The sequence below is a fragment of the Mesorhizobium sp. P160187 genome, from assembly GCF_057766425.1.
In genome coordinates, this window is sequence record NZ_JBYMDX010000001.1 from 103,146 (window position 1) to 130,026 (window position 26,881).

At 60.8% G+C, this 26,881-nt stretch carries 14 protein-coding genes and 2 pseudogenes; 8 read left to right on the forward strand and 8 right to left on the reverse strand.

Annotation, left to right across the window (positions count from 1 at the left end):
- Window positions 1–175 precede the first annotated feature (175 nt).
- Window positions 176–610, forward strand: coding sequence for a hypothetical protein (locus AC3CCE_RS00475; protein WP_245260159.1), 435 nt, complete (start codon window positions 176–178; stop codon window positions 608–610).
- 234 nt (window positions 611–844) lie between these two features.
- Here the strand turns inward: AC3CCE_RS00475 and AC3CCE_RS00480 are convergent, their stop codons facing one another.
- From AC3CCE_RS00480 to AC3CCE_RS00505, 6 genes and pseudogenes are all read right to left on the reverse strand, one after another.
- Window positions 845–2,611, reverse strand: a complete 1,767-nt coding sequence (locus AC3CCE_RS00480; RefSeq protein WP_352625220.1) for a tetratricopeptide repeat protein — start codon at window positions 2,609–2,611, stop codon at window positions 845–847.
- Window positions 2,612–2,639: 28 nt separating this feature from the next.
- Entirely contained in the window at window positions 2,640–4,046 is a 1,407-nt protein-coding gene (locus AC3CCE_RS00485; RefSeq protein WP_023697333.1) for an HlyD family type I secretion periplasmic adaptor subunit, read from the reverse strand.
- Between the two features lie 39 nt (window positions 4,047–4,085).
- Window positions 4,086–6,389 carry a peptidase domain-containing ABC transporter gene (locus AC3CCE_RS00490; RefSeq protein WP_023697332.1) on the reverse strand — a complete coding sequence of 768 codons (2,304 nt, stop codon included), beginning with the start codon at window positions 6,387–6,389 and terminating at the stop codon, window positions 4,086–4,088.
- Window positions 6,390–6,709: 320 nt separating this feature from the next.
- Window positions 6,710–6,889, reverse strand: coding sequence for a hypothetical protein (locus tag AC3CCE_RS00495; RefSeq protein WP_023715472.1), 180 nt, complete (start codon window positions 6,887–6,889; stop codon window positions 6,710–6,712).
- Between the two features lie 4,200 nt (window positions 6,890–11,089).
- Window positions 11,090–11,584: pseudogene (locus tag AC3CCE_RS00500) on the reverse strand (DUF4347 domain-containing protein); the annotation flags it as partial.
- Window positions 11,585–11,675: 91 nt separating this feature from the next.
- A complete protein-coding gene (locus AC3CCE_RS00505) occupies window positions 11,676–11,990 on the reverse strand; it encodes a hypothetical protein (RefSeq protein WP_155923361.1) in 315 nt (104 codons plus the stop codon).
- A gap of 981 nt (window positions 11,991–12,971) precedes the next feature.
- Here AC3CCE_RS00505 and AC3CCE_RS00510 point away from each other — a divergent pair.
- Both AC3CCE_RS00510 and AC3CCE_RS00515 read left to right on the forward strand, forming a co-directional pair.
- Window positions 12,972–16,691, forward strand: a complete 3,720-nt coding sequence (locus AC3CCE_RS00510; protein WP_352625217.1) for a glycosyltransferase — start codon at window positions 12,972–12,974, stop codon at window positions 16,689–16,691.
- A gap of 10 nt (window positions 16,692–16,701) precedes the next feature.
- Complete coding sequence (locus tag AC3CCE_RS00515; RefSeq protein ID WP_023730056.1) at window positions 16,702–17,829, forward strand: tetratricopeptide repeat-containing glycosyltransferase; 1,128 nt, start codon at window positions 16,702–16,704, stop codon at window positions 17,827–17,829.
- A gap of 80 nt (window positions 17,830–17,909) precedes the next feature.
- Here AC3CCE_RS00515 and AC3CCE_RS00520 read toward each other — a convergent pair whose 3' ends face one another.
- Both AC3CCE_RS00520 and AC3CCE_RS00525 read right to left on the reverse strand, forming a co-directional pair.
- The gene (locus tag AC3CCE_RS00520; protein WP_081726976.1) at window positions 17,910–18,638 is read right to left on the reverse strand and encodes a glycosyltransferase family 25 protein; all 729 of its coding nucleotides are present in this window, start codon (window positions 18,636–18,638) and stop codon (window positions 17,910–17,912) included.
- 103 nt (window positions 18,639–18,741) lie between these two features.
- The gene (locus AC3CCE_RS00525; protein WP_155923363.1) at window positions 18,742–19,929 is read right to left on the reverse strand and encodes an FkbM family methyltransferase; all 1,188 of its coding nucleotides are present in this window, start codon (window positions 19,927–19,929) and stop codon (window positions 18,742–18,744) included.
- A 650-nt stretch (window positions 19,930–20,579) separates the two neighbouring features.
- Between AC3CCE_RS00525 and AC3CCE_RS00530 the strand changes: the two genes are divergently transcribed.
- The 5 genes and pseudogenes from AC3CCE_RS00530 (at window position 20,580) to AC3CCE_RS00550 (ending at window position 26,229) form a co-directional block, all read left to right on the forward strand.
- Entirely contained in the window at window positions 20,580–21,299 is a 720-nt protein-coding gene (locus AC3CCE_RS00530) for a class I SAM-dependent methyltransferase (protein WP_156940827.1), read from the forward strand.
- A gap of 127 nt (window positions 21,300–21,426) precedes the next feature.
- Window positions 21,427–22,335 carry a hypothetical protein gene (locus tag AC3CCE_RS00535; protein ID WP_352445336.1) on the forward strand — a complete coding sequence of 303 codons (909 nt, stop codon included), beginning with the start codon at window positions 21,427–21,429 and terminating at the stop codon, window positions 22,333–22,335.
- Between the two features lie 609 nt (window positions 22,336–22,944).
- A complete protein-coding gene (locus AC3CCE_RS00540; RefSeq protein WP_023699089.1) occupies window positions 22,945–24,363 on the forward strand; it encodes a coiled-coil domain-containing protein in 1,419 nt (472 codons plus the stop codon).
- Between the two features lie 1,050 nt (window positions 24,364–25,413).
- Window positions 25,414–25,885: pseudogene (locus tag AC3CCE_RS00545) on the forward strand (FecCD family ABC transporter permease); the annotation flags it as partial.
- 23 nt (window positions 25,886–25,908) lie between these two features.
- A complete protein-coding gene (locus AC3CCE_RS00550) occupies window positions 25,909–26,229 on the forward strand; it encodes an ATP-binding cassette domain-containing protein (protein WP_023825271.1) in 321 nt (106 codons plus the stop codon).
- The last annotated feature ends 652 nt before the right edge of the window (window positions 26,230–26,881 follow it).

Below are 26,881 nucleotides of genomic sequence, written 5' to 3' on the forward strand. Positions count from 1 at the left end.
CGGCCTTCTTCGACATCCTCGATCCGAGCCCGCGTCCATTCAGCTCCGATGCAGACTGCGCCAGGCTGCCGGCCTCAGCGCGATAAGGCACGATCTGTAAGTCGGCGATAGAGCGCTCTGCCGCCCCCGGCTCCTTCCATCATTCAAAAACAACTTAGATGGATGGGTGTTTGGTGTGGATAAGCCTTCAACGGTCATTGGTCCCGCGAGGCAGGCCGAGCACTCTTGCCGTATGAAGGCGGAGTACGTTGAACTAGTCTTACTGGAGCAATCTCTTGCCAACGCTGGCGGGATGACCCGTCCGTTTTTCGATCGAGTGAGTGATGTCGCCGAGAAAACGGACGGTTCCATCCTGTTCGATGTTCGCGTCGATGGCGACATGCGAATCCAGAGGTTGGCGGCAATTGGGTATGGTGCAAATGGCACCGTCGCAATCATTATGGACAAGCAAGGGCAACTTAGCTCCGCTCCGATAGACGGCGACGAGGACAAAATTGTCGAACTAACCGTGTGGTGTTCTCTGCCGATGGCTGAGCAAGCCCGCGTTAGCTACACGGGCGCCATCGCGCTTTTGCTTACGAAGCTTCGTCAGGCGGGATTCCTTGAATGAAATGGCCGCTTAAAGGGCCGCCGTTCAGCAAATCGAGCAGAGATGGTATGGGGAAGCGACTCGCCTTTGCCGAGGTTGGCGCCGTCAGCACGGTCACCCAGGCGCGCATTGCGGACCAGAACTCGACGGCACGACCCAGTTGATCGGCAACCAGATGAAGGAAAACGGAGCACGGATATATGACCGCCAGGGGGGCAATTGGCTTCCGCACCAAACCTAGAATCCGCTGGATTCTCATTCGTGGCTGACATGCGTTTGGCGCGCTCGCACTATGCGGGTCTCAACCCGGGGCGAGTTCGGCAAGTTCGTCGGCCGCTTCACTAATACCGAGTGCTGCTGCGCGCTCCCGGCTGCCGGGTCGCGCTCCCCAGCGATACCCCTTGAGAAATAACGCCCGAGCATGAGTTGGGCTTGGCCGTGCCCACGTCCAGCAGCGGCGGAGTACCATTTCTGCGCCGCCGTTTGGCTGACCCGCACGCCCTGGCCAGTTCCATACATCGCGCCAAGTGCAAACATCGCTCCAGCGTGACCGTCGAGCGCGGCCCGCTCGAACAGCTGCATAGCTACCTTTGGCTCACGCGCGCCACCGCGGCCATTGAGCAGCATCTCGGCAAGCGCCACCTGGGCGTCGAGCAGGCCGGCATTGGCCGCCCGAGCAAACCAGAGGCGGGCCTGCGATAGGTCGGTCACCACGCCGCGTCCATCTTGCAGGAGACGGGCGTACATATATTGCGCCTCGGCGACACCTTCAGCCGCGCGCCTTAGCCATTGCGCCGCTTGGCCCTCGTCCTGGCGGACGCCAACGCCATTGGCGAAGCAGAGCCCAAGATTGAACGCGGCGATCAGGTCCCCCGATGAAGCGGCCGCTTCGAACCATCCGGCAACGCTTGCACGATCATCCGGCTCGCCGGCTCCTTCGAGAACAAGATTGGCGAGATCGACCTGTGCTTCCTGATTGCCGCCAAGTGCAGCGGCGCGTAGCCAGCGTGCCCCTTCTTCGAGATCCTGAGCCACGCCGTTGCCCGTCAAATAAAGCGAGGCCAAAGCGCGGGCGGCGGCCTGATGGCCCGCTTCGGCCGCCCGCCGATACCAGTTTGCGGATTCTGCAAAATCCGGCCGCTGCGTCTTTACATAGCGATCGCCAAGGAGATAGGCAGCCTCAATATTGCCCGCCAATGCAGCGCGCCGCATCCACGCCTCTCCAGCAGATATGTCCTGGTCGACAAATGCACCATCAATCAGTGCCAGTCCCAACCGGAACTGAGCGGAGGGAAGGCCTTTTTCTGCAGCAGCCTGATAGAGTTGAACGGCTGCGTTGATGTCGCGCACGACGCCGAGCCCGTGCTCGGTAAGGACCGCGAGAAGGTAGATTGCGGTCGGCAGACCGGCGTCGGCGGCGCGTCTTACCTCGTTTGCAATCCTGACCCTGTTTTCACGTTTGCCACTACGGGCGAGCGACAGGGCAAAGCCGAGACACCCCTCGGCGCAGCCGGCAGAAGCCGACTTCTCGTACCATCGGTGCGCCGCATCTGCATTGCGCATTGCTTTGGGACCGCTGGTAAGTATATAGCCGAGGATCGCCTGTCCGGTGGCCGAGCCCGCCTCAGCCGCCTTGGTGGCAAAATCGAACGCCGCTGTGACGTCCGGTTTGCCCGAGGAATCCGCCATGAACAATTGGTCGGATTCGGAGCCCTTGCCGTCGCCTTCCTTAGCCACCAGCCCGGTCAGGTAGAGAGCAGCGAGCAGCGCTTGCGCATCGGCGCTCCCGTGGTTGGCTGCCCGCAGCAGCCATCGCGCCCCTTCCATACGGCTTGGCGGCACACCCGAGCCTTCGAGATAGCAACGCGCGACCCGGTACTCGGCCTCGACGATCCCCGCGCGCGCCGCGGTCGCCATCAGCGGAAAGGCTTCTGCGGGCTTGCCGCTGTCAGAGAGCTGGATCGCTCGGCGCAACGCTGCCGCCGGGGACGCCAAGACAGTCAGCCGATCCAGGATTGTCATCGATCCGAGCCTCCGAAAACACCCTGCGCTATGGCTCCCGCATGGCTTCCTGGCCGATCGGGAGCATCACACCGAGAATATATTTGAGCACTGTGCGGCGGCCGACCTTAACGTCGGCGGTCACCGGCATGCCAGGGCTCACGGTGAAACCGGTAGGCACGCCGTGGAGGGCGACTTGGTCGATGGAAATCCGCGTGCGATAGAACGGTTCGGCGTCCGAAGGCAGCATGGCCAGTGAGCTGTTCGGATCGCGCGCCTGATCCTGCGCAGAGAAGGAATCAGGGCTGAGCGTCCGCACGGTGCCATGAGCAAGGCCGTATTGCGAATAGGGGAAGGTATCGAACTTGATGACCACCGGGTCGCCGATATGCACAAAGCCGCTGCTGCGGCCGACGATGTTTGTCTCGATTTCAAGCTGCGCGTTGGCCGGCACCAGCGTAATCAAGCGCTCGCCGGACTGCAGGACCGAACCGACCGAGACCTTGGCCACGGATTGAACGATCGCGTCTGCTTCGCTCTTCAGCTCGACCAATTGCTTACGCAGCTTTGCCTTGTTGTGAAGTTCACGGGCGTCCGACATGCGCGAACTGGCTTCGGACAGGCTCTGTGAAACATCCGCTCGCCAGCCCTGAATATAGCCGTCGCGCTCGGCGGCCACCGCCGCCTGCTGGAGCTTTGCGGCTTGCGCGGTCTGCTCGGCATTGCCGAGCGCCCGGGACATTTCCGCGCGATTATCTTCGGCGAGCAGCGTGTTGAGGCGGCTGCCCACCTGCCTTGCTTCGAGCTGCTTGCGCATCTCTTCGATCGAGCCCGCGACCGCGAGCCGCTGGCGGTAGCCATCTGCATCCGATAGCGACCGCGAGATTACGGAACTGAGTTCGTCGCGCTGCCGGTCGAAATTCTCGACCTTGGCGTCATAGACCGCCTTGCGGCGCTCAAAAATCGATGCCTGCAAGGTCCAGCTTGGGTCGAGACCGTCATAGTTGAAGGTCTGGCCGTCCGCTTCGGCTTTCAACCGCGCGACTTCAGCTTCAAGTGTCGAAACCTGCATCCCGAGCGCCGCCAGATCGGCAGAAGCAAAAGTCGCATCGAGGCGAGCAAGCACCTGACCGGCCTGCACGTGCTGTCCCTCACGAACGTCGATCGAGCGCACGATCGCCGTCTCCAGCGGCTGCACGACCATATTGGGCGATTTTGACACCACGAGTCCTCTGGCCGTTACAACCTGATCGACCGGTATCAGTCCGGCCACGGCGATCAGCGCGATGACCAGGCTCGCGATGATCCAGACGATGCGCCGCGCCGCCTGCGGAATAGGAGCATTGGCGACAGCCGTCGACGGCCACTGGAATTCGAGTATGGCTGGCGTCGTCAGATCCCTCGTTTCCATCCGATGCCGCCGAGAGGGGAGGGTGATGAGAGAGGTGCTACTCATGGGTTACCGGACCTGAAGCGCATCTGAGTCGTGGCATCGTCAAACCAACCGCGGTGGGATGGCGACCGGGCGGCCATGACGGCCGTCGAGGTGCCGGTTTTGCTGCGACCACAGCTGACGATACAGCGCGCAGCGCTCGAGCAGTGTCGAGTGCGGCGCGACGTCAAGGACCTTACCTTGATCCATAACCAGGATGTTGTCGCATTCTGTTAGCGAGGACAGCCGGTGCGAAACGATGATCATCGTGCGGCCGCTGGCGATGCGCATAAGATTGGCGCTTACCACTGCCTCGCTCTCCGGGTCGAGCGCGCTGGTCGCTTCGTCGAGGATGAGAATGGTCGGGTCGTGGATGAGGGCGCGTGCGATCGCCAGCCGCTGCTTTTGACCGCCTGACAAATTGGGCGAACCTTCCTCGATATAGGTGTCATAGCCATTGGGCATGCGCTCGATGAATTCCTGGGCGCCGGCGAGGTGCGCGGCGCGCATGGCATCGGAAAGCGTCAAGCCTGGACGCCCGGCGATGATGTTATCGCGGATCGACCCGCGAAAGAGAAAATTGTCCTGCAGGACCACGCCGAGCCCTTGGCGAAGATGGCGTAGGTTGATCTCCTTGAGGTCGACGCCATCAAGTTTGAGGAAGCCACTGTAGTCGCGGTTGATTCCCTGTAGGAGGCGCGCGATCGTTGATTTTCCCGAACCGCTACGCCCAACAATGCCAAACATGCTGCCGGCGGGAATGTGGAAGCTGACCCGGTCAAGCGCCGGTGTCTTTGTAGCGATGTAGCTGAATGTCAGGTCGCTGAAAGTGACCTCGCCCACAAGCCTGGGTCTCAGGCCGGTGGAATTCGAACTGCTCTCCAGCGGCCGGTTGAGAACCGAGGCCGCCTCGCCAATAGCTGCACCGACCTCCTCGTAGTCTTCAACCAGCCGGGCCAGGCCGACCAGCGGCTGCGCTACGCGCTGGGAGATCATCATGAAGGCAAACAGGCTGCCAACCATATAGCCCGAGCGGTCGTTCAATGCGAGATAGGCGCCGATCAGCATGGTGCCGAGCACCATGACGCGTTCGATCGGCGTGACCAGCGTCTGCGGCCAGCTTGCAAGCTGCCCGAAGGCGAGGCGAGCCTTTCCGGCTTCCGCTACGCGCTCATCCCAGAGCGCCTTGCGCTGCGGCTCGAGGCCGAGCGCCTTCACTGTCTTGATGCCGACGACAGTCTCGCCAAGCGCTGCCGACTTCCAGGTCTCGGCTTCGACCACTCGCTGGTATCTGCGGCGCAGCGGTCTGAGAAAGGCAAGGATGATCAGCATGATCACGGCCGCGCACGCCATTACCACCCAGGCGAGCGTGGCGTTGATGTAGAACATGACCGGTATCAGCACGCACAATGTGATCAGATCCAGGAACGTGCTGAGAAGTTTTCCGGTCAGGAACTCTCTAATACGATAGACTTGGGCCAGATGATACATCGTCTCGCCGGCCGGATGACGCTCGAAATAGTCGAGCGGCAGGCGCAAGAGCCGGCTAAAGACGTGCAACTGCAGCTTGGTGTCCAGACGGGCGCCGACGACGTTGATGATCAGTCGCCGCGCATGGCCAAGAAGTGTCTCATAGGCGAAGACCACGGCAATCACCGCAGACAAGAGCAGCAACGTCGAGATGCTGTTGAACTGCAGCACCTTGTTGACCAGCGTCATTACGATGAGTGGCGGCAGGATGGTCAGAATGCTCAGCGTGAACGAGGCAATGGCTATGTCGCGCAGGGGCTGGCTTTCTAGCCGCACCAGTTGGGTGAGCCAGTGAAGGGTGAAAGGCGCATCCGCCGCCACGTGCGACCGTGTCGCGCGCAGCAGCACCGCCTCGCCCGTCCACACCCGCGACAGCCGAAGCTCGTCGATCGGGGTGGCCTCACCGTCGTCCGGCGCGTCGGCACTTTTGAGGAAGACGACATTGCGCTCCGCACTCGCTCCGGTCAGGAGGGCCGCGCCGCCATCGCTGAACAACAGCACGATCGGTCCGGTATCCTGGAAGCGCAAAAGATGTGACCAGCGGATACGCAGGGCACGCGCCCACATGCCGGCGGTCTGCGCCCATTCGGAGAGATCGGTAGCGGTCGGAACCGCGCTCGCTGCCCCGAGTTCGTTGGGGTCGAGTTCGACGCCATGATAACGCGCGGCCTGCAGTACTGCCTTGATGCGTGGCCCGATCTGGTCGCGCTCGGCGGGACCGCCGGGGGTCCGCGCCGCCGCGTTGTGGCCGCCCGCTTGGCGCGCTGCGACGTCGCCTTCGGCGTCGGCACGGATCGAGGCCGGCTGGTTTTCGGCGTTTACGGGCACGTTTACCATGGACTTCTCATCCGGTACGCAGGGCGAGGGTTCGAAAATGCCCAAGCCGAGGTATTTGCCGAGGTTTCCGGCAACGCCGCATTATACTTCGAACCGACCGGCCACGCGACTCTGATGCCAATCCCTGTTTGGAAATGATGAACGCGCGAATTCCGCTCTCCCGCGAAGTCCGCGCGTACGTTTCGTCCTGTGTGGTCATGGTGGCTGACCATGGTCGGGAACCTAATAACCTGGAATGATCAGCGCGCGGGTCCGCTTTCCAGCGAAGCCCGCGCGCCTGGTTTAATCTGGACCATTTCCTGTCCAGGTTCACTCACTGCTCACTCATGCGGCTTCAGAATATCCTTCAGAGCCTTCTTCACTGTGTCGTCGGTGTTGGCGTAGCCGGCGCCCTGCTTGGTCTTGTCCGAGATCAGGTCGGTGCTCGCACCTAACGGCTTGTTCTGGTTCTGACCAAATCCACTGATCGTATTGAGGACATTCAGGAGGTCGGTCGTCACCGAACTGGCCGCCAGGCCAACAAGCTGCCGGAACGACGCATGGCTGACGGCACCACTGTCGGTCGAGCCGGATCGCAGGAACTGCGTCGAGTCCTTTAGGCCCAGCGTATTGGTCGTGACGTTGGCTTTGTGACCAGGACCGTTTTCGGCATTGTTATGGTTCCCGGAATTACCAGGTGCATCCTGATCTCCGTTGCCAAAGCCGTTATTGCCATGGTGGTGGTCACCTGTGTCACCGCCCGGGCCGGTCGCTCCGGTCGCTCCCGTCGATCCGGCTGAGCCAGTCGCTCCGGTCGAGCCAGTAGAGCCTGTTGCACCAGTCGAGCCAGTAGCTCCGGTCGAACCGGTTGCTCCCGTGGAGCCCGTTGCACCAGTCGAACCTGTGGCTCCCGTGTCGCCAGTTGCACCTGTGGCGCCGGTCGCACCAGTCGCGCCGGTAGAGCCCGTTGCACCAGTCGAGCCTGTCGCCCCGGTATCACCTGTAGCTCCGGTAGCACCAGTCGAGCCAGTAGCTCCGGTCGAACCGGTTGCTCCCGTGGAGCCCGTTGCACCAGTCGAACCTGTCGCTCCCGTATCGCCAGTTGCACCTGTGGCGCCGGTCGCACCAGTAGATCCGGTAGAGCCCGTTGCACCAGTCGAGCCTGTCGCCCCGGTATTACCTGTGGCTCCGGTAGCACCAGTCGAGCCAGTCGAGCCCGTTGCACCGGTCGCGCCGGTATCACCGGTTGCTCCGGTAGAGCCCGTTGCACCAGTCGAGCCTGTCGCCCCGGTATCACCTGTGGCTCCGGTAGCACCAGTCGAGCCAGTCGAGCCCGTTGCACCGGTCGCGCCGGTATCACCGGTTGCTCCGGTCGAGCCAGTCGCTCCGGTCGAGCCAGTCGCTCCGGTCGAGCCAGTCGCTCCAGTAGAGCCGGTTGCACCAGTCGCGCCGGTATCACCGGTTGCTCCGGTCGAGCCTGTCGCACCAGTAGAGCCGGTGGCGCCGGTCGAACCTGTCGCTCCCGTATCGCCGGTCGCACCTGTGGCTCCGGTGGCACCAGTCGAGCCAGTCGAGCCCGTTGCACCGGTCGCGCCGGTATCACCGGTTGCTCCGGTCGAGCCAGTCGCCCCGGTGGAACCGGTTGCACCAGTCGCGCCGGTCGAGCCCGTTGCACCGGTATCACCGGTATCACCGGTTGCTCCGGTCGAGCCCGTGGCTCCGGTAGCACCAGTCGCGCCGGTCGAGCCCGTTGCACCGGTCGCGCCGGTATCACCGGTTGCTCCGGTCGAGCCTGTCGCACCAGTAGAGCCGGTTGCTCCGGTCGAGCCAGTCGCCCCCGTATCGCCGGTCGCACCTGTTGCACCAGTCGAGCCAGTCGCTCCGGTCGAGCCAGTCGCTCCAGTAGAGCCGGTTGCTCCGGTCGAGCCGGTGGCGCCGGTCGAACCTGTCGCTCCCGTATCGCCGGTCGCACCTGTGGCTCCGGTAGCACCAGTCGAGCCCGTTGCACCGGTCGCGCCGGTAGCACCGGTTGCTCCGGTCGAGCCTGTCGCACCAGTAGAGCCGGTGGCGCCGGTCGAACCTGTCGCTCCCGTATTGCCGGTCGCACCTGTGGCTCCGGTAGCACCAGTCGAGCCAGTCGAGCCCGTTGCACCGGTCGCGCCGGTATCACCGGTTGCTCCGGTCGAGCCAGTCGCTCCGGTCGAGCCAGTCGCTCCGGTCGAGCCAGTCGCTCCAGTCGAGCCCGTCGCTCCAGTGGAGCCAGTCGCGCCGGTATCACCGGTTGCTCCGGTCGAGCCTGTCGCACCAGTAGGGCCGGTGGCGCCGGTCGAACCTGTCGCTCCCGTATCGCCGGTCGCACCTGTGGCTCCGGTTGCACCAGTCGAGCCAGTCGAGCCCGTTGCACCGGTCGCGCCGGTATCACCGGTTGCTCCGGTCGAGCCAGTCGCTCCGGTCGAGCCAGTCGCTCCAGTAGAGCCGGTTGCTCCGGTCGAGCCAGTCGCCCCGGTGGAACCGGTTGCACCAGTCGAACCTGTCGCTCCCGTGTCGCCAGTTGCCCCTGTGGCTCCGGTGGAGCCTGTTGCTCCAGTCGAGCCCGTCGCTCCAGTGGAGCCAGTCGCCCCGGTATCACCTGTTGCTCCGGTCGAGCCTGTCGCACCAGTAGAGCCAGTCGCTCCAGTAGAGCCGGTTGCTCCGGTCGAGCCAGTCGCCCCGGTGGAACCGGTAGCACCAGTCGCGCCGGTCGAGCCCGTTGCACCGGTCGCGCCGGTATCACCGGTTGCTCCGGTCGAGCCTGTCGCACCAGTAGAGCCGGTTGCTCCGGTCGAGCCAGTCGCCCCCGTATCGCCGGTCGCACCTGTGGCTCCGGTTCCACCAGTCGCGCCGGTCGAGCCCGTTGCACCGGTCGCGCCGGTATCACCGGTTGCTCCGGTCGAGCCTGTCGCACCAGTAGAGCCGGTGGCACCAGTCGAACCTGTCGCTCCCGTATCGCCGGTCGCACCTGTGGCTCCGGTTCCACCAGTCGAGCCAGTCGAGCCCGTTGCACCGGTCGCGCCGGTAGCACCGGTTGCTCCGGTCGAGCCTGTCGCACCAGTAGAGCCGGTGGCGCCGGTCGAACCTGTCGCTCCCGTATTGCCGGTCGCACCTGTGGCTCCGGTAGCACCAGTCGAGCCAGTCGAGCCCGTTGCACCGGTCGCGCCGGTATCACCGGTTGCTCCGGTCGAGCCAGTCGCTCCGGTCGAGCCAGTCGCTCCGGTCGAGCCAGTCGCTCCAGTCGAGCCCGTCGCTCCAGTGGAGCCAGTCGCGCCGGTATCACCGGTTGCTCCGGTCGAGCCTGTCGCACCAGTAGGGCCGGTGGCGCCGGTCGAACCTGTCGCTCCCGTATCGCCGGTCGCACCTGTGGCTCCGGTTGCACCAGTCGAGCCAGTCGAGCCCGTTGCACCGGTCGCGCCGGTATCACCGGTTGCTCCGGTCGAGCCAGTCGCTCCGGTCGAGCCAGTCGCTCCAGTAGAGCCGGTTGCTCCGGTCGAGCCAGTCGCCCCGGTGGAACCGGTTGCACCAGTCGAACCTGTCGCTCCCGTGTCGCCAGTTGCCCCTGTGGCTCCGGTGGAGCCTGTTGCTCCAGTCGAGCCCGTCGCTCCAGTGGAGCCAGTCGCCCCGGTATCACCTGTTGCTCCGGTCGAGCCTGTCGCACCAGTAGAGCCAGTCGCTCCAGTAGAGCCGGTTGCTCCGGTCGAGCCAGTCGCCCCGGTGGAACCGGTAGCACCAGTCGCGCCGGTCGAGCCCGTTGCACCGGTCGCGCCGGTATCACCGGTTGCTCCGGTCGAGCCTGTCGCACCAGTAGAGCCGGTTGCTCCGGTCGAGCCAGTCGCCCCCGTATCGCCGGTCGCACCTGTGGCTCCGGTTCCACCAGTCGCGCCGGTCGAGCCCGTTGCACCGGTCGCGCCGGTATCACCGGTTGCTCCGGTCGAGCCTGTCGCACCTGTGGCTCCGGTATCACCAGTCGAGCCAGTCGAGCCCGTTGCACCGGTCGCGCCGGTATCACCGGTTGCCCCGGTCGAGCCTGTCGCACCAGTAGAGCCGGTGGCGCCGGTCGAACCAGAAGCACCCGTCGCGCCAGTCCCACCAGAAGCGCCCGTGGCGCCGGTCGCGCCAGTTGCACCGGTCCCACCCGAAGCACCTGTCGCGCCCGTCGCACCGGTCACACCTGAAGCACCCGTGGCGCCCGTTGCACCGGTCCCGCCTGAAGCACCCGTGGCACCTGTCGCGCCAGTCGCACCCGCGCCTGTGGCGCCCGTCGCGCCGGTCGCACCCGTTGCACCCGCGCCGGTCGCGCCTGTGGCTCCGGTCGGACCGGTGGGGCCTGCCGGGCCTGTCGCGCCTTGGCTCGTAACAGCCAGGTTGCCGCCAACAAATGTATCACCGTTTTTGCCGTTGTTGGTAGAATCGGGGCTGAACGCGAACGCAGTTCCGCCAGCGCTGTGTATAAGCGTGCCATATATGTTAAAGCCGCTGTCATATATTGCATAGTCATGCAAAGTATCTGGGATCGAAATCGTTATAGCAAAATTTGGGGCAACAGTATTAGCGGAGGATGGAAGAACGAAGCTGCCGACAACGGTGTTGGTTGTTGTATCGATAATGTAAAATGTATTGATGCTTTTACTGCTTCCGGACGAGACAGTACCAGTGAGCGTCAAATTGCCCCCTGCCAGGACCCCAGTGTAGGCCGCCACGCCAACCGATGTCATCGGCGGCAAGCGCGAGCCGGCCAAGTTTTCGGGCATCTCCCATGAGCCGCCCAGCTTGGCTGCGCCAACCAGCGACCTGGATGCGCAAACGTCCGCGCCGATGGCTTCTTGCAGCGCCGTTACGAAGGTCTCGCCCGCAACCCCCGATGCCGTCTCGCAGCTCCACAGCCGCAGTTCACCGTCCGCGGCAAGCGCCCTGCCGATTGCGGCAAGATCCTCAGCATCTTCCTTCAGTGTGGCGGCCGACCACTCTCCGGCTGTGAAGCTAACCCGGCCAGGCGCGCCATGCGCCATAATATGGATCGCGTCGAGCCCTTCATGCCCTGCGAGCGCCGCAGCGATCTGCCGCGCCGCCGGCCAGCGGCCGTCGAGCACAATCGCTTGAACCTCGGGGCGCACGTTGCCGAGAACCGTCTGCAGGTCGGAGACTGAAGGATCGACAAAAAGAATTTCAGAGGCACGGGCCATGACTGGCTCCTGTTGGCTTCGAACTCAGTTCAAGCGGAAACCGCCCACCGGCCTGGCTGGCGAGCGCTCGGGATCAGCGGCTTGAGAGGCCTCATCTTCCGGACGGTCCGACGGCGCCGTCGGGATGTTCGACAGCGGGGCTCTCTACGCGGAGGAAGCTGCAGGCCTGGAAATTCCCGCCATCGTCAAACGTGCCAATCGCCAATGAACCGGCTGCGGCCGGAACCTTGACGGTGACAGCGACGGCGAGGCTTCGCTTGACGGCCTTGGGAAGAATGACCTGACCGACGACGGCGCTCTTGGCCGTGTCCAGGATAAAATATGGCACATTTTCGGTCGTGTCGCCGATGGGCAAGACGCCTCTCACGGCAACTTCCATGACCGCAAACCCCGTTATATAGCTCATGATTTCCTCCTCGGTCGGCAGCGGCTGCGCCGCCGTTTGTCTTGTTTCGTGCCTAGGTTTCTATCGCTGCCGAGCGCCCGCGCCAGCTGGGGCCTGTCGCAGCTTCTACGGGCGCTCGAGCCGCGTGCATTGAGCAGCCAGCAGCTCCGCACACCAACGGGCGCCGTGCAGGGCGACGAGCAATACTCATCAAGCGCCATGCAATCTTTGCTGGCGGCCAGGTGCAGATAATTGGGGGATTGATCGAAGCAGAAACCTGCGTTCGTTTCGCACTTGGTGTCACACCGACCACAGCCAACTCCCAACACGCGTGTCAACTTGCGAGGGAAATCGACTACTTGCGAGGGAACATCAGGTTGGGAAAACGTTGGATGACGTCTTCCTTGCGCCAAACACTTTCTGCGCCCTCACGCACGAAGTGGCACTTGCTCCAGATACTCTCCTGGCTTCGCAGACAGCGCGAACCGACAGGCCTACTGCCCGGTCCACGGAAACCCTCCCATACATAAGGCATTAGTAAATTATAAAATTAGCAACTTGTAAATAACCTGTTTACAATTTGTTAATTGCCCAACCACGATTTACTACCTTGGAAAACATCGAGATGGCGCGGATACGGCCAAATGCATCGAAAAATCCGGGGCTTAAGATACACCACCTTCGTTATCGACGAACGCTTGATATCGCGGCGGGGGTGTACGTAGCGATCGAGCCTACAGGGCAATTCGCAAAGCCTCGCCCAAGGTGACCGCGAGACCCTTGCTGCGGCGGAAGGTGCTGGCTAACAATGGATCACGCTGAGGTAGCATCCAGATGGCCGAGGCAGGGGAAAATGTGCATGGGACATGAAGGCCGGATAAGTCCGCACTGGAACGGATCCCTGTCCCCGACGGCACCATGGCACAAATGTAACCGCTTCAGCCCGCAGTCATGGGGGTCGAAAGTCAGCATATGACAAGCGGTAAGCGCCTCTGCCTTAACATGATCGTCAAGAACGAGATGGCGAACCTTCAACGCTGTCTCGGGGCGGTTGTCGACCACATCGACTGCTGGGTCATCGGCGACACCGGCTCGAACGACGGAACCCAGGATTTCATCAAGGCGTTCTTTGCCGTCCACAACCTGCCTGGCGAGCTGCATGAGTTCCCGTTCCACAATTTCGAGCAGGCCCGCAACGCCGCGCTCGATCACGCCTATGCCTCGCCGCTCGCCTATGACTATCTGCTGTTCGACGATGCCGACATGGAGCTGATGGTTGAGGATACGGGGTTCCGCGAGGGGCTCGACGGCCCGGGCTACCGGCTGTTGCAGCGGTCGGATTCCGGCCTGGCCTATTGGAACACGCGCATTGTCAAACGCGACGCCGGTGCCCGCTACCATGGCGTGACCCACGAATATCTCGACGTGCCCGGTGGCGTGCAGGAACTGAGGGGTGCCTGGTACAAGGACCACGCCAGCGGCTCGAACCGGGTGGACAAGTTCGAGCGTGATGCCAGGCTTTTGCTGGACGCCCTTGAGAACGATCCGGAAAATCAGCGCTACTGGTTCTACCTGGCGCAGTCCTACCGCGACGCTGGGCGGACGGCGGAGGCGGCGGTGGCCTACGCCAAGCGTGCCGCGATGGGCGGCTGGGACGAGGAGGCGTGGAATGCCCGCCTGCAGGAGGCGCGCTGCCTGCGCAAACTCGGCGACGAGGCTGGCTTTGTTCAACAGGCGCTTGCCGCCTTCAATCAACGGCCGCAACGCGCCGAGCCACTTTATGACCTGGCACGGTTTTACCGCGAGAAGGGGATGAACGACGCCAGCGTGTTGTTCTCCGAAGCAGGGCTGGCGATCAAGCGGCCGGAGCAGGACATCCTGTTCCTCGAGGATTTCGTGTACACGACAGGCCTGCGCGAAGAGTATGCGATCGCGGCGAATTATGCGCGCGACCCGGTGCGCAAGGATCGCGGTTTCGCGACTTGCAACTGGTTAGCGCTGGACCGTAGTATCGGCGATGGACCCAGGGATCTCGCGTGGTCCAACCTGTTCTTCTATGTGCAGCCAGCCAAGACAACGATGCCGTCGTTCAGCGCTCATCCGATCGTTTTCGCTGCGCCCGAGGGCTACAGGCCGTCAAGCCCCTCGGTGGCGCGCCTGGGCAAGGAGATTGTGCTTGCTCAGGCAGCGGTGAACTACACCACAAGCGAAGACGGCGTCCATCTCCGGACGAAAGGCGGCGAGGCGATCCTCGCTCGGAATTTCCTTCTGCGGTTGACCAATGGGCTCGCCGTCCGATCGACAACCGAGATGCTGCCGCCGACAAACATGCGCGAGGCCGGCGTCGAGGACCTGCGTCTGTTCGCCTGGAAAGGTAAGCTGTGGGGCTCGGCCTCCGTCCGCGATCTGGCGGACAGCGAGGGCAAGCAGGTCATCATGCGCGTCGACGACAGCGAAACCGGCCACCACCGGATGACCGACCTGCGCGTGCTGCCCGCGACGGGGCCGAGTGCGCACGACAGGAAATGGATGACGCAGGTCACATCAGGCGAAGCCGGCGAGGAGCGGCTGCAGTTGGTTTGTTTCGGCGATCCAATTCGGGTGGCGGATGAGCGAGCTGAAACGATCAGCGAGACCTCTCCTGGAATTGCGGCCCAACGATTCGGCGGCGTAAGCCAACAGGTCGCTTTCGCCGGCGGTTGGCTAATGTTGATTCACGAGGTGCAATGGAGACCCTCCGAGAACAGGCGATACTGCCTGCATCGGTTTGTTTGGTTCGACGCAATGAACCTGCTGCAAAAGGTGAGCCGTCCCTTTTACTTCAACGAGAAGGGCGCCGAGTTCGCTGCCGGCTTGGCTTGGCATCCCGATGAGAAGCGCTTGCTGATTTCCTACAGCGTTGCCGACAGCGAGTGCTGGATCGCGACCGTCGATGATGCGGATGTGGGAGGGATGCTAGAGGATGTGGATCGCCTGTCGTCGGTGGCTGATCCAGGGACGAAACAGACACTGTCGACGCCGGCCTTGCGCGCCCCTCCAACGAAAGCCGGGATCAAGCCTGGCCGCGCCGACGGTGGGGCCATGGGTGATGCAAACCGGGCGCCGTTGGAAGGTAAGGACTTCGGCACCGGCAGCATGAAATCGACAGAAGAGATCTTTCATGAGCTCGCGCCGTTTCTGCGCGACGCCGATTCTCCGCTGGAACGACTGCAACGATCGCGCCAGTTCGACGCGCGGATTTATCCCTTCCTTGGCAGCGACGACACCGCACTTCCGCAGATCAACTGCTTCTATGAAGTGATGTCCGACAAAGCTGAGCATCGTACCTTGATTGGCGCCACAACGTCGATGCGAGCGGCTGGCCATCCGGTGCGGGTGTGGAGCTATGCGCCAGAGAAGCTCGAATTCCTCGTCCCGCACGGGATCGAGGTCCGCAATGCCGACGACGTCATGCCGCGGGCCCTGTTCGAGCGCATCGTCGCCGGCTCCGAGATCAGATATTTCAGCGATATTTTCCGCTACGCCCTGCTCTACGAACATGGCGGCCTGTGGATGGATTCCGACGTGATCCTGCTGCGGCCGTTCCCCTTTCGCGGCGATCACTTTTTCAATCTGCAATGGCGGGGAGCACACAAGGGCCACTTCATCTGCGGCAACGTCATATACGCCAAGCCCTACAGCCGCCACCTCAGGGCGCTATACGAATTGTCGCTCGAGCGTTTCCAAGAAGCGCGCGGCAAGGAGTTCGGTGACATCGGCCCGAAGCTGCTCTCCGACTACATCGCGACCGCAGCCGGCGCCGAGCTGCGCGACCAGGTATTCAGCCCGATGTTCTTCAACGCGATCGATTGGACCGAGATCGACAGGTTCGATAGGCCGTTATCGGAATTGACCGATTATCTGAACGATGCCCGCGTGTTCGGTATCCACCTGTGGACGGCCCGCAACGACGCCCGGCCGGGCGGCGAGGGGGCACCGTTGATCTCGCAGCTGATCAACCCACTCGATAGTTTCCCGGCATTCACAACTCTCGCCGACCGCTTCAATACCGACAAGAACCGGCATACGGGCAACCGTCATGCCTATGCCAGGGTCTACGATCGCCTGCTGTCGGGCAGAAGGCTTGCCATGCGGCGGCTCATGGAAATCGGGCTTTGCCGCAGGCTGGCGGACAACCAGAGCGAGACACCTTCGGTCGCGCTATGGCAGAGCTACTTTCCGTTTTGCCAGGTGGTCGGCGTCGACCTGACGGACTTTTCCCGCCTGAACAATGAACGTTTCAAGTCGTTCGTCGGCGATCAATCCAAGCTGGATGATCTGCGCGGAGTCGCGGCGAAACTCGAGCCGCGCTCGTTCGACGCGATCATCGACGACGGCAGCCACGCCTCGTTCGACGAGCAGCTCACCCTGCGCGAGTTCTTCCCGCTGCTCGCGGAGGGCGGCTGGTATTTCATCGAAGACCTCGACTGGCAGCCGCCGGGCGAGGATCTTGGCAAGATCACGCTGACGAAGAACTTGCTGCGGGAAATCCAGCAGTACGGCAGCGCGCGGTCGGTCGATCCGCTGGGCGTGAGCGCGCTTGCCGGTCAGTTCGCCGAGATCCTGTTCTTCGACAGCCACTACGAGTTGAATCGGGCGAAACTGCTGGGAGGCCTGGTGGCTATCCGCAAGGGCGCGTCGGGCATGTCCGCCAGGCGAAATCTTGCACCAGCGCGTGAGTGAGCAGAGCGCCGTGAAAGTCGCTGTCTACACCATCGCCTTGAACGAAGCCGCAAACGCGGAGCGCTGGGCCAATTCGGCCGTCGACGCCGACTATCGCATTGTCGCCGACACGGGCAGCACCGACGATACGGTGGAACGGCTGACCGCTGCCGGCGTTACCGTGCACAGGATAGCGGTCCGCCCATGGCGTTTCGACGATGCCCGCAACGCCGCGATGGCACTGATCCCGCACGACGTCGATGTGTGCTGCACAATGGACATGGACCGGTTCCTTGAACCTGGCTGGCGGGCAAAGCTCGAGGCTGTCTGGACTCGCGAGACGACAGCCCTTTATTGTCAGACAGTGTACAGAGCGAGCGTCGACGACCCGACCCCACTTCGCAACTGGCCAGCGAAAAACTTTCATCATCGCTGGGGATATCGTTTCAAGAGGCCTGTTCACGAAGCCCTGGTCTTCACGGGAGAGAGGGAGGTCACGGCCAGCAGCAGCGACATTGTCATGTTCGAGGTGCAGGACCTTACCAAGCCAACAAGGAGCAGTTACCTGCCGCTGATGGAAGTGGCGCACAAGGAAGACCCCGCCGACGCACAAATCTGCTTCTGGCTCGGGCGAGACCTGATGTGGGCCAACCAGAAGGATCGGGCTGTCGAGTTGCTTGAGCGCTATCTTGCCTTGCCGACAAGCACGTGGGGCGAAGAACGAGCCGAGGCCATGCGTTATATCGCGCGTATGCGCCCGGAACAGAGCTTGTCCTGGCTGGACAAGGCGCGGATGGAAGCGCCGCACCGCCGCGAGATCTGGGCCGACCTGGCCGAAGAGCTCCACGGCAAAGCGGACTGGTTGAATCTGTTTTGGGCTTGCACCAACGGTATCGAGAGGACGCACCGCACCGGAAGCTATCTGGACGATCAGAACTGCTGGGGATTTCGGCTGTTTGACCTCGGCGCCATCGCGTCATGGCATCTCAATGCGATGGACCGTGCGGTAGAATGGGGGCAAAGGGCACTTGAACTCGACTCAGTTAACCAGAGACTCAAGAACAATCTAGAGTTTTTCGTTCGGCTGCGGGAGGAGGAGCGGACCGGAGATATCGAGACACGAGCACCCACAGATGCCGCAGCCACGCAACGCGGCTGAGCCGCAAATGCAGATCTACTGCGAAGGGCTAATCTGGTTCATGCGACTCTGCGTGGGCGCCTGCTTCGCAGGATGTCACTTCATGTGTTGATCCGAACCGATTCCTCGGGTCGTTCATCGCTGATCGCCAGAGGTGGAAGGCACACATACGCTTTCAGCGACGGCATTACCCCATTCATGATGCAGTCAATTCCAGCATTGTTCAGCCTCAGGCCGAATCCCGCGAAATCGATGATCATCGGCCGTATTGGAAGGCACCAGTCGAGCAGCGCGCGTGCCCCGTTTGGAGAAACTGAATAACATACAAGACCCAAAAGATGGTGTGCTCGCAGAAGAACGGGTTCCGTTTCGGCCTCTTGAAAATCCTGGACATGTGTCATCACCTCTCCAGAAAAGAACTCAAGCCTCGCGCCAGTTCCGCCTGGGAGGGCATCCAGCCAAGCGTAACACCGCAGGCTTGCGCTCCAAAGGATGAAGTCCCAGTCACGAATGTTAGCCAACAGTGAATGCATGTGCGGTTCGAAATGACGAGAAAAGATGGCATCGTCTTCGGCCACGGTTATTGCCTCACTCCGTCGAACAGCTTCTTTCCAGAGCGCGACGTGAGAAACGGCGCAGCCCAAACTTCCAGCCGCGTAATCTAGATCCGGCGAGATGATTTTGTCCTGTACAAGCCGATCACGGTCCACAAGTCGACCATCAGTTCCAGGAAATCTCCGAATACTTCTAAGATGATCGTTCGTCTTACGAAATCTCTCGAGACGATCAACGCTGCGATCAAGGTTGATTACGTGAACGTGATCTATCATTCGTCTCACCGTATCCTCGCCAGGCAGTGATTTCGTTCTCACATGTAACGGACTGAGCGCGACCAATTCAAAAATCGTTGACTGGACGACGCAGGCATCTCCGTCAAAAGTATGGATCAATCTCCAAGACCTCGGTAATTGTGGCAAACTTTCGCGTTGCCGACTCGGAAAAAGCGATAGCCCTGTCGCGCCGTTTCGTAAAAAGAGCGTCAAACTCAACGGCGTCGCCGTCGAAATGCGGAATTTGCTTGATGTGCCGTAGGGAAAATCCGAAAAGTCCAAGCATATCGATGATATCACCAAGTAGTTTCTGACCTTTGTATATAGGGACTACGTGCGTCTCCAGTTCGATGGCCAGGCAATTTTCCAGAAGGTGCCCAAAGCCCAGCAGAACTTCGTATTCAAGACCTTGAACATCTATCTTCATCACGTCCGGTGACGGAGCGGCGTGCCTTCGGAACAAATCGTCATATCGAACGCATTCGACGTCTTGCGTGCCGACCACGACAAAAATTGGCGCTACCGAATACTGCTGCAGCACGTCGAAGTTTGGCTCCCTCAAGGAGGAGCAGCTTGTATCCGCTGTAATGTGGAGCTTCTGAACGCCTGTGGTGTGGGCCAGCGCCTTTTCTATTACCTGAGCGCCGGGGATTCGGCCAAGGGTTTGCCTTAGCACTGCAGCCTCCGACGGTATGGGTTCGAAAACCACCGGCGTAATCTGATCGGCTCTCAGCATCCACTTGAGTTGCAGGCCCCCTTGGCCACCGACATCGACAAGCGTAATGCGCTCCTCTGCTGGCGTACGGGACAATTCAGGATACGCGTCAAACGTCTCAACCAGAACGCTGACGAGGACGAACTGTTCGCGTCCAGTGCCAGCATAGAAGGGGTGGCGGTTTTTGGAGCAGCCGATGGACAGGGTTGAATGGCAGCTCAGGAATGTCGCCTCTACCTCAAGTAGCCCCTCGGAACTCTTTTCAACCGCTATGCTCCTGCAAATGCCATCATTGACTATGGACCCGTCCGCAGAAATTTCCGCTACATCGATGGAGCCATAGTGATGGATGTAGAAATTGGCGGTAGCGTCAGGGCGAAATTTCAGCAAACATTTCAGTCTGATAGTTCTAAATAGAAAAGCTGAATGATGGAGGCGCAACAGGTGCCAGTTGTGCCGCTCCGTATCCGAGACGACAAGGGATCCGTCTTCAAGGCGAACTGACATTTCATTCGCCACCTGCCAACTTGAAAAAGCATCCCCTGTGTATGTTCGCGAAAAAATGGCCTCGCCCACTCCTCATCCCCCATTTCCCGAGCCTTCGCCTTTATGGACTGACATGGTATTTTAAAACGTGGCGGTCGGATATTGGGAATCGAAGCGCGGCGCGGGATATCGTTACACTGTTTGGGGGCGACAGCTTGATTTCCGCTGCGCTGACCGGATCGGACCCGCCAGCAATAACTATGCCGCCATGACGCGGCCGACCAGTGTACCCCCGAAGTTGCTTTGCGCTCCAATCGACTATCAGCCGCACCTTGCTGATCCTCGAAAGCGAATTTTGCCAACATAGACAAGAAAGGGTTCGGTCGGCGACCCGGTCTAGAACTCCCCCTTAACTTGTTGCCTCATATCGGATGCCATTTCAACGGAGCGTACGCCATGTTGATGGCACAATCGACATCGTCATGCGGCTTTGACGCCGAAACACGAAAGTCGATAAGGTCAATTAACCGTGGATAACGAACTGGGTACCGAGCCCTTGGGTTATCGAATCGTAGAGATCTGGTTCTTCTTTGCTCAAAATTGGACACAGTCGTGCTAATGTACGGGCTGCGCGCCGATCGGTCGCACAGGATGTCAAGTCGTCGTCCGGCATCGGCAGTTGATTCTACGCACACATCGATAAGTGACCAAATACAAAGGCCGTGGCGGGGGCAAGTTCGATGGGTGTCGATATATACGTTATGGATTTTCTCTTGAAATTCCGCGGGCGGTCTCTTGGCGAAACCTTGTGGTTAGGACGTCAAGGTTACCACATTCACGACAGCACCTTGGGAAATTCCGTCCTTCGTTCATATGACAGACGAGTATCGATCGAAAATATCAAGGGAGAAACGGGATATTGCGAGGAATTATTCAAGTATCTGGGAAGCAAGGCGATAAGGTCACTCGATTATTCTGATTTCGAAGGAGCCGACATCACTCACGACCTGAACGATCCGATTCCTGATGAACTTGCAAATCAATTCGACTGTATTTTCGACGGCGGGACGATTGAGCATGTGTTTGATACGCGCATGGCATTTTCGAACGTAAAGAGGATGCTAAGAGTCGGCGGCATATTCTTGATGGTGGACGGCGCAAATAACTTTCTTGGACATGGCCTTTACCAGTTTAGTCCTGACTTGTTATGGCGAACATTTTCTCGCGAAAACGGATTCGAGATAGAGCTGATGCAATTGGTCGACGACGTGGGGAAGCCCAATCCACGAGACGTTCCCGACCCGGCTGTTCTCGGACAGCGCTCAAACATGACAATGAGCACTGCTAGAACATACGTCCTCATGGCAGCCAGGAAGACATTCGAGATTTCTGACGGCGAGCAGAAAGTTTACCAAAGTGATTACCTTGCGGCGTGGCAAAGGTCAGGAAAGGATGATTGAGCGCGCAGCCAGCAAAGGCGTTCGCAAACCGCGGTCAAAAGCTTGTTTGAAACGCACCATGCGTCCCGACCCTTTGCCTTACGGATCAGGTATTCTAAGTTCGAGCGGTCGGACATCAGGAACCCAATTGCGGCGACGAGATTTCGTTACACTGTTTGCGGGCGCAGCGATCCGCAACTTGATCCCAGCGGCATTGACGCAGCCGGGAAGAGCAGGCACAAGCTACGCGGTGTCCGTGCCGCCCCTTGCCGTTCCCTCCACCCTACTAACCGCCCCGATCGAACTCGCCGGCGACTGGGGTCACATGCTTCCGCGCTCCGCAGATCAGGTCGTCGAGCGCACGCGGCACGCCTGCCTGGATGGCGTCCGCCTGCTCTCCGATGGCCAGCCTACGCGACTTCGTGTCGACGAGCACACTTCGGGGCAGCCGGCGATCTGGCTGCACCCCGACGGTAGCAGCATGGCGTGGATCATTGTCGACATTGGCGAACGGGATTGGTCAAAGCTCGCCTACCAATTCGGCCATGAGCTCGGCCACGTCATGGCCAACAGCTGGCAGGCGGACGCCAAGCCGGCGCCGCCCTGCCAGTGGCTGGAGGAAGCGTTGGTCGAGGCCTTCTCGCTGCGCGGTCTTGGTCGCTTGGCGAAGGACTGGAAAGAGAGTCCGCCATTTGCCGGCGACAACGCGTTCGGCGATGCCATAGCGGCGTATCGCGACAACATCGTCCGCGGCTACGCCGCGCTCGCCGACAGCCAGGGGCTGAGCCGCGACCCGGCCGCCTGGTTCGCCGATCATCGCAGCGAAATCGAAATACCCGGTCTCAATCCGTTTGCCCAAGCAATCTCCCAGACCATCCTCACTGAGTACGAGGCGGCGCCCGACTGTGTCGAGGCGCTGGGCGCACTGAACCGATGGCCCGGCCGCACAGGTGTACCGATCGCCGAGTATCTGAATCGATGGGAGGCGAGTTGCGCCGAACTGCAAGCCTCGCCCCGACTGCCGGTCCGGCTGCGCGAACTCCTGCACATCGCTTGACCGGTAAGGGGTGAGGAACAAACCAACTCTGATCTTCGGAACTGCACCGAAGGAGGCAATTGCGAAGCGTTGACGCGCACGAGACAGCATCCTTCTGCGTAGCCTTGCACGGGCCGCGGCAGAATCCACTCCGCTAGAGCCAGCGGGGGAGGAGGAGATGGCGCCGCTCGCCGCCTGTAGTATGCTGCGGTTGGGCAAAGGGATCGCCCGGCCAGGCCCGATCTCTATTATAGATCGGGCGCACGGCGAACTCGACCTCGCAGAGTATATGCAGGCTGTTCTCCGATCGACCATGTGGAAGGGCATGATACGACCGGGAACGTGGACGATCAGCTGCGGAATGTCTGGTATGCGCCTTATGATCGGCGCCTGCGCGCCAATGTCGGCCGTTGAGGCTTCCTTGGTCGTCTCCCGAAAGAAGACGTTCGACTTGGCGGCATGATCACCGGATTGATCCGAAGCAGGCACTCCCCCCTTTGCGAGCGTACTGCTTTAGAATGATCTAATATAGTCGATTGCATGGCAGTCGTCGTTCCCGGAGCGGTATATGGTGTGTAATCGTTGGTTGCCAAACCATTAATTCAAAGTGGTGCGCCGGGAGAGCTTGTCATGAAACTATCGAACCTGATCAAACGTTACGACAATGTGGAAAGAGCCGCCGAGGAACTCGAGACAGAGCTAGTCGAGGCTTTGAACATCTCCCTGAGCCTTGACGAGGTGTCACCATCAGACGACGGCAGTGCCTCGAAAGACAGCCTCGCAAAAGGGACCGATGCCCTGCAACCCGAGGGCACTCCCAATGAAACCCCTCGCCAGCTAACTTCGCATACGCAGAGCCGGCTGGCTGCTTTGAGCTCATTTGAGATGCTCATTCAGGATGCGGAAGGCCATTTGGAGGATGTCAAAGCCAAGCTAATGGAGGTTGCAACTTCGCACCACTACACACGCGATTTTTTTCAGATCCTTCAAGCGGACTTCTTTCGTGCCAACGAACTGGAAGTGGCAAATGCCAACCTGACGAGAGAACACATGGTCCTGTCCGAACAGCTGCACGATGCGATGAGGAAGCAACGTGAGCACGACAGCGCGTTCGGAGCCATACAGCAGCGCGAAGTAAGCTTGGCCCAGGACAGGGACGCTCTTCGTAGTGCGCTCGCCGCCGTAAGGCTGGAACTTGTAGAAGCGGCCACTACCATCGCAATAAGGGAGGCGGACTTCGGCGAGGCGGCCAAAGCTCTTTCGGCCAGAACAGCCGAGGCCGATAGACGGGCGCGCGAAAACGATACCTTGCGAGAAAAGCATGTCAGACTCTCGATCGACCTCGACAAGTCGCAAAAGCGGGAAGCTGAGGCGAGGCGGAGGCTTGATGAGCTGTCGACGATCCACGCCAACGATGCGGTGCGGCATTCCGAACTGCTGGCTGCGCTCGGCAAGAGCGAGAAGGACGAAACGCGGTTGCAGAAGTCGCTTGAGATCGCGCAGGCGAAACTGTCGGAAATGGCAGAGGCCGCACGCATCATGGAAGATGACACGGGAGCCGAACGTGCATGCAGTCTCGCAGAGATGCGAGGTTTGCGATCTGAAATTCAAAGTCTTCAATCGCGACTGGATGCGGCAACGAACGAGGCAAGCGTAGCATCCAGTGAAATCGCCAGGCTGACGGCTCAATGGAGCGATACCATGGCCGAAAAGCAGGTTGCGGATGAAAGGTATTCTGATCTCTTGAAAGAGAGCGAAGCCGACATGACGAGCCTTTCGAAGCTGACTGCGGACCTCTCGCACATCTCGGCGCAATACGCCTCCGAGCAGATGCAGCACGAAGTCCAGAGGCAGGAATGCGAAGATTTGCGGGCAGAAATTGTTGCGCTTGGTACGCGGGTCAAGGAGTTGCTGCCCTATGAGCGTTTGCACAAAGTAACGAGTGCAAGGGAGCGTGAGGGCGTTGTTGGTGTTGGCAGCATGGCAGTGGAACCAACCCGCTCCACAACCAGACGACGTTCCCGCCCGAGCTTGCGTGCAGCGTCGTAGGGAGCGACGGCGGTACTGATGCTGGTGGTCACAAAGTGATCCTTTTGGGCGCGCAATCCAGCGCCAGGCGTCCCGTTCACACTTGGCTCTAGTAGAACCGAAGACAGCAAAGCAGGCGTGCGAACTTTGTCTGGCCCGCTCGTTTTTCCGGCCTCAAGGAAGCAGCGACGCAACCGCCGCATTATAGTTCCGCAGCGCAGCAAGCGCGGGTAGTTGAAGTCGATCTTGCCTTCGAGAAGTTTGGCAGCGACACATCTGCTTCACCACCAGCAGAGATCACGAAGGTCACGGAGGAGGCCCTTCGAGCAGCAGGGCTGATGGGTTGACAATTGATCCGGTGTGATCGTGCTGCGGTGCTACAACAACCATGAACGCCCGACGGGCGCATCACCCATTCAACGCTTCGACTTTGTCAGGTCGCAACTTTGAGTGTGAGATCGTCGAGCCCGCGCCTGGGGATGGTCGAGAAGGAGGTCGAGGTCCTGCTCAATGGGACATTCTTGCCGATGTTTCATCTTTGACGAAACCCCGGCCGGCGTGGACGTCGGAACCAAACGCGAGGTCTACGGCCTTCTTTGCCGAGCTGTTGAGTGGCGCAGCGATCCTTTGATCTCGTCCTACCTGACGGAGGTCTATGAGTCAGCGATCGCCGTGTTGTCACCTGTCGCGGACGCGCTGCCTGAACTTTCGAAAACCCCGGTTCAATCAGCCAGGACGACGTCCTGGCTGCCGCCATTGACAACTAGAGGAGAACTCCATTTCTGACACGGGCCCCCGCAATCAGGTGCGGACTGCAGCGTCTCCGTTTTGGTCGCCTTACAGTCGGCTTCGCCTATCAAGTTTCGTGGATGGCCGGGGCGCGCGCGTGTGCCTGGCGTGGTCGCGAACCGTTATCCCGATGGCGACGCCCAGACCTACGGCAAGGCCCACGACAATCTTGGCGACCATATCGAGGGCGAAGGCGCGGACAAGGCGCCACGCGTTTTGCGGCTCGCTGCGAGCGGTTGGGGGAGAGATCGTCAAAGATTGTTTTCCGGCAGTTCCGCATACCTGACCTTCTGGCAACTGGGCTCGCTCGGCGGCGCGACCTGGCCGAAGATCGCTTCCGTCGGACCGATCATCGTTTTGGCGGTGGCGGCGATGCCGTTCCTGGCCAAGGGCTCAACGCGCTGGCGCTCGGCGAGGCGACGGCCGGCCATCTCGATATCCCGGTACCACGGCTGAAATACACCGCGATCGTCGGCGTCTCGGCAGCGGTCGGCGCCTCTGTCGCAGTCAGCGGAGGCATCGGTTTCGTCGGCATCGTCGTGCCGCATCTGCTGGGGCTGCTGATCGGCCCGGACAATCGCTATCTCTTGCCGGCATCGGCGCTGCTTGGCGCCTGCATGCTGCTGATCGCCGATGCCGTTGCCCGATTGGTCGTAGCGCCGGCCGAACTGCCGATCGGCATCGTCACGCGATCGCCGGCACGCCGTTCTTCCTCTGGATTCTGCTGCACAAGCGCGGCGTAATCGACTTGTGAGATTTGAAACCTATGAGGCCGGCATGATCGAAGCACGCGATGTCTGGGTAGCGATAAGCGGCAAGCGCATTGTTACCAATGTCGATTTCGTTGCGAGGCCGGGCGAGATCGCCGCCTTCGTCGGACCGAACGGCTCGGGCAAGACGACTTTCTTCAAGGCGTTGTCGGGCGATCTGGCGTTTACGGGGACAGTGGCCAACGACCGCGACCTCTCCGCGATGAAGCCAGTGGAGGCCGCGAGCGTGCGTGCCGTGCTGGCGCAGGCATGGTCCGATCCTGATCGAACCGTGTTCGATGTGAATCCCTCTTTTGTTCCCATGGCAGGCCGTTTGCACGCGCAGTAATAGTTGATTCAACCGTTGCTGGCATAATGTGGGATGTGGGTGGCGGCTCCGACAGTTCGGCGGGCGCTGAGTGCCGAAGCCCGCCTGCGCAGTCCGGTTGGGGTCCGACCGCGCCGTCCTATTCTGGGACAGCGCGGTCAACGTTTCGTTAAAATGTTATGAGGTAATTAAGTGCGTGCTAATTGAATCGCCGTTCGCGATTCGGTGCTGCATGCTTGTCCCAGCAGTTGGTTTCGCTGCGCTGGGTTGGTGGTCCTGTGAAAACTGATCCATTTCAGCGCTAACAAAGTGACACCGGTCTTGCATAGATATTTGCCGGCTGACCCCGGTCCTGATCCGATCATTGACCAGGTCAGGCTCGCCGGGCTCGAGGTGGTCGGGGTATCGCCCGGCGAGCTGTCTACCAAGCGCGGAACGATCTGGCCGCGGGGACGGCCCGGCTTTCTTTGGGGGTAGAGAGCAGCCGGGCCTAACCGGCTGGGGACTGGGGACATGGCCGGCTGCCAAGTTATATATGCTCATGCTAATATGAGCGCACCACACCTTTATGGTCTAAGCGAAGGTGGAGCATGCTCGACGAGTCGGTGGCGACCGCTCAACGGTGTTTCACCACAAAAGCCAAGACCAAGGCGCTGGCCTGGGCGAAAAAGAT

Excerpts from the sequence above, each read along its gene's own strand:
- AC3CCE_RS00480 (WP_352625220.1), bottom strand. The coding sequence starts at position 2,611 with ATGACAATCCTGGATCGGCTGACTGTCTTGGCGTCCCCGGCGGCAGCG.
- AC3CCE_RS00485 (WP_023697333.1), bottom strand. The coding sequence starts at position 4,046 with ATGAGTAGCACCTCTCTCATCACCCTCCCCTCTCGGCGGCATCGGATG.
- AC3CCE_RS00490 (WP_023697332.1), bottom strand. The coding sequence starts at position 6,389 with ATGGTAAACGTGCCCGTAAACGCCGAAAACCAGCCGGCCTCGATCCGT.
- AC3CCE_RS00505 (WP_155923361.1), bottom strand. The coding sequence starts at position 11,990 with ATGAGCTATATAACGGGGTTTGCGGTCATGGAAGTTGCCGTGAGAGGC.
- AC3CCE_RS00510 (WP_352625217.1), top strand. The coding sequence starts at position 12,972 with ATGATCGTCAAGAACGAGATGGCGAACCTTCAACGCTGTCTCGGGGCG.
- AC3CCE_RS00520 (WP_081726976.1), bottom strand. The coding sequence starts at position 18,638 with ATGATAGATCACGTTCACGTAATCAACCTTGATCGCAGCGTTGATCGT.
- AC3CCE_RS00530 (WP_156940827.1), top strand. The coding sequence starts at position 20,580 with ATGGGTGTCGATATATACGTTATGGATTTTCTCTTGAAATTCCGCGGG.
- AC3CCE_RS00540 (WP_023699089.1), top strand. The coding sequence starts at position 22,945 with ATGAAACTATCGAACCTGATCAAACGTTACGACAATGTGGAAAGAGCC.
- AC3CCE_RS00550 (WP_023825271.1), top strand. The coding sequence starts at position 25,909 with ATGATCGAAGCACGCGATGTCTGGGTAGCGATAAGCGGCAAGCGCATT.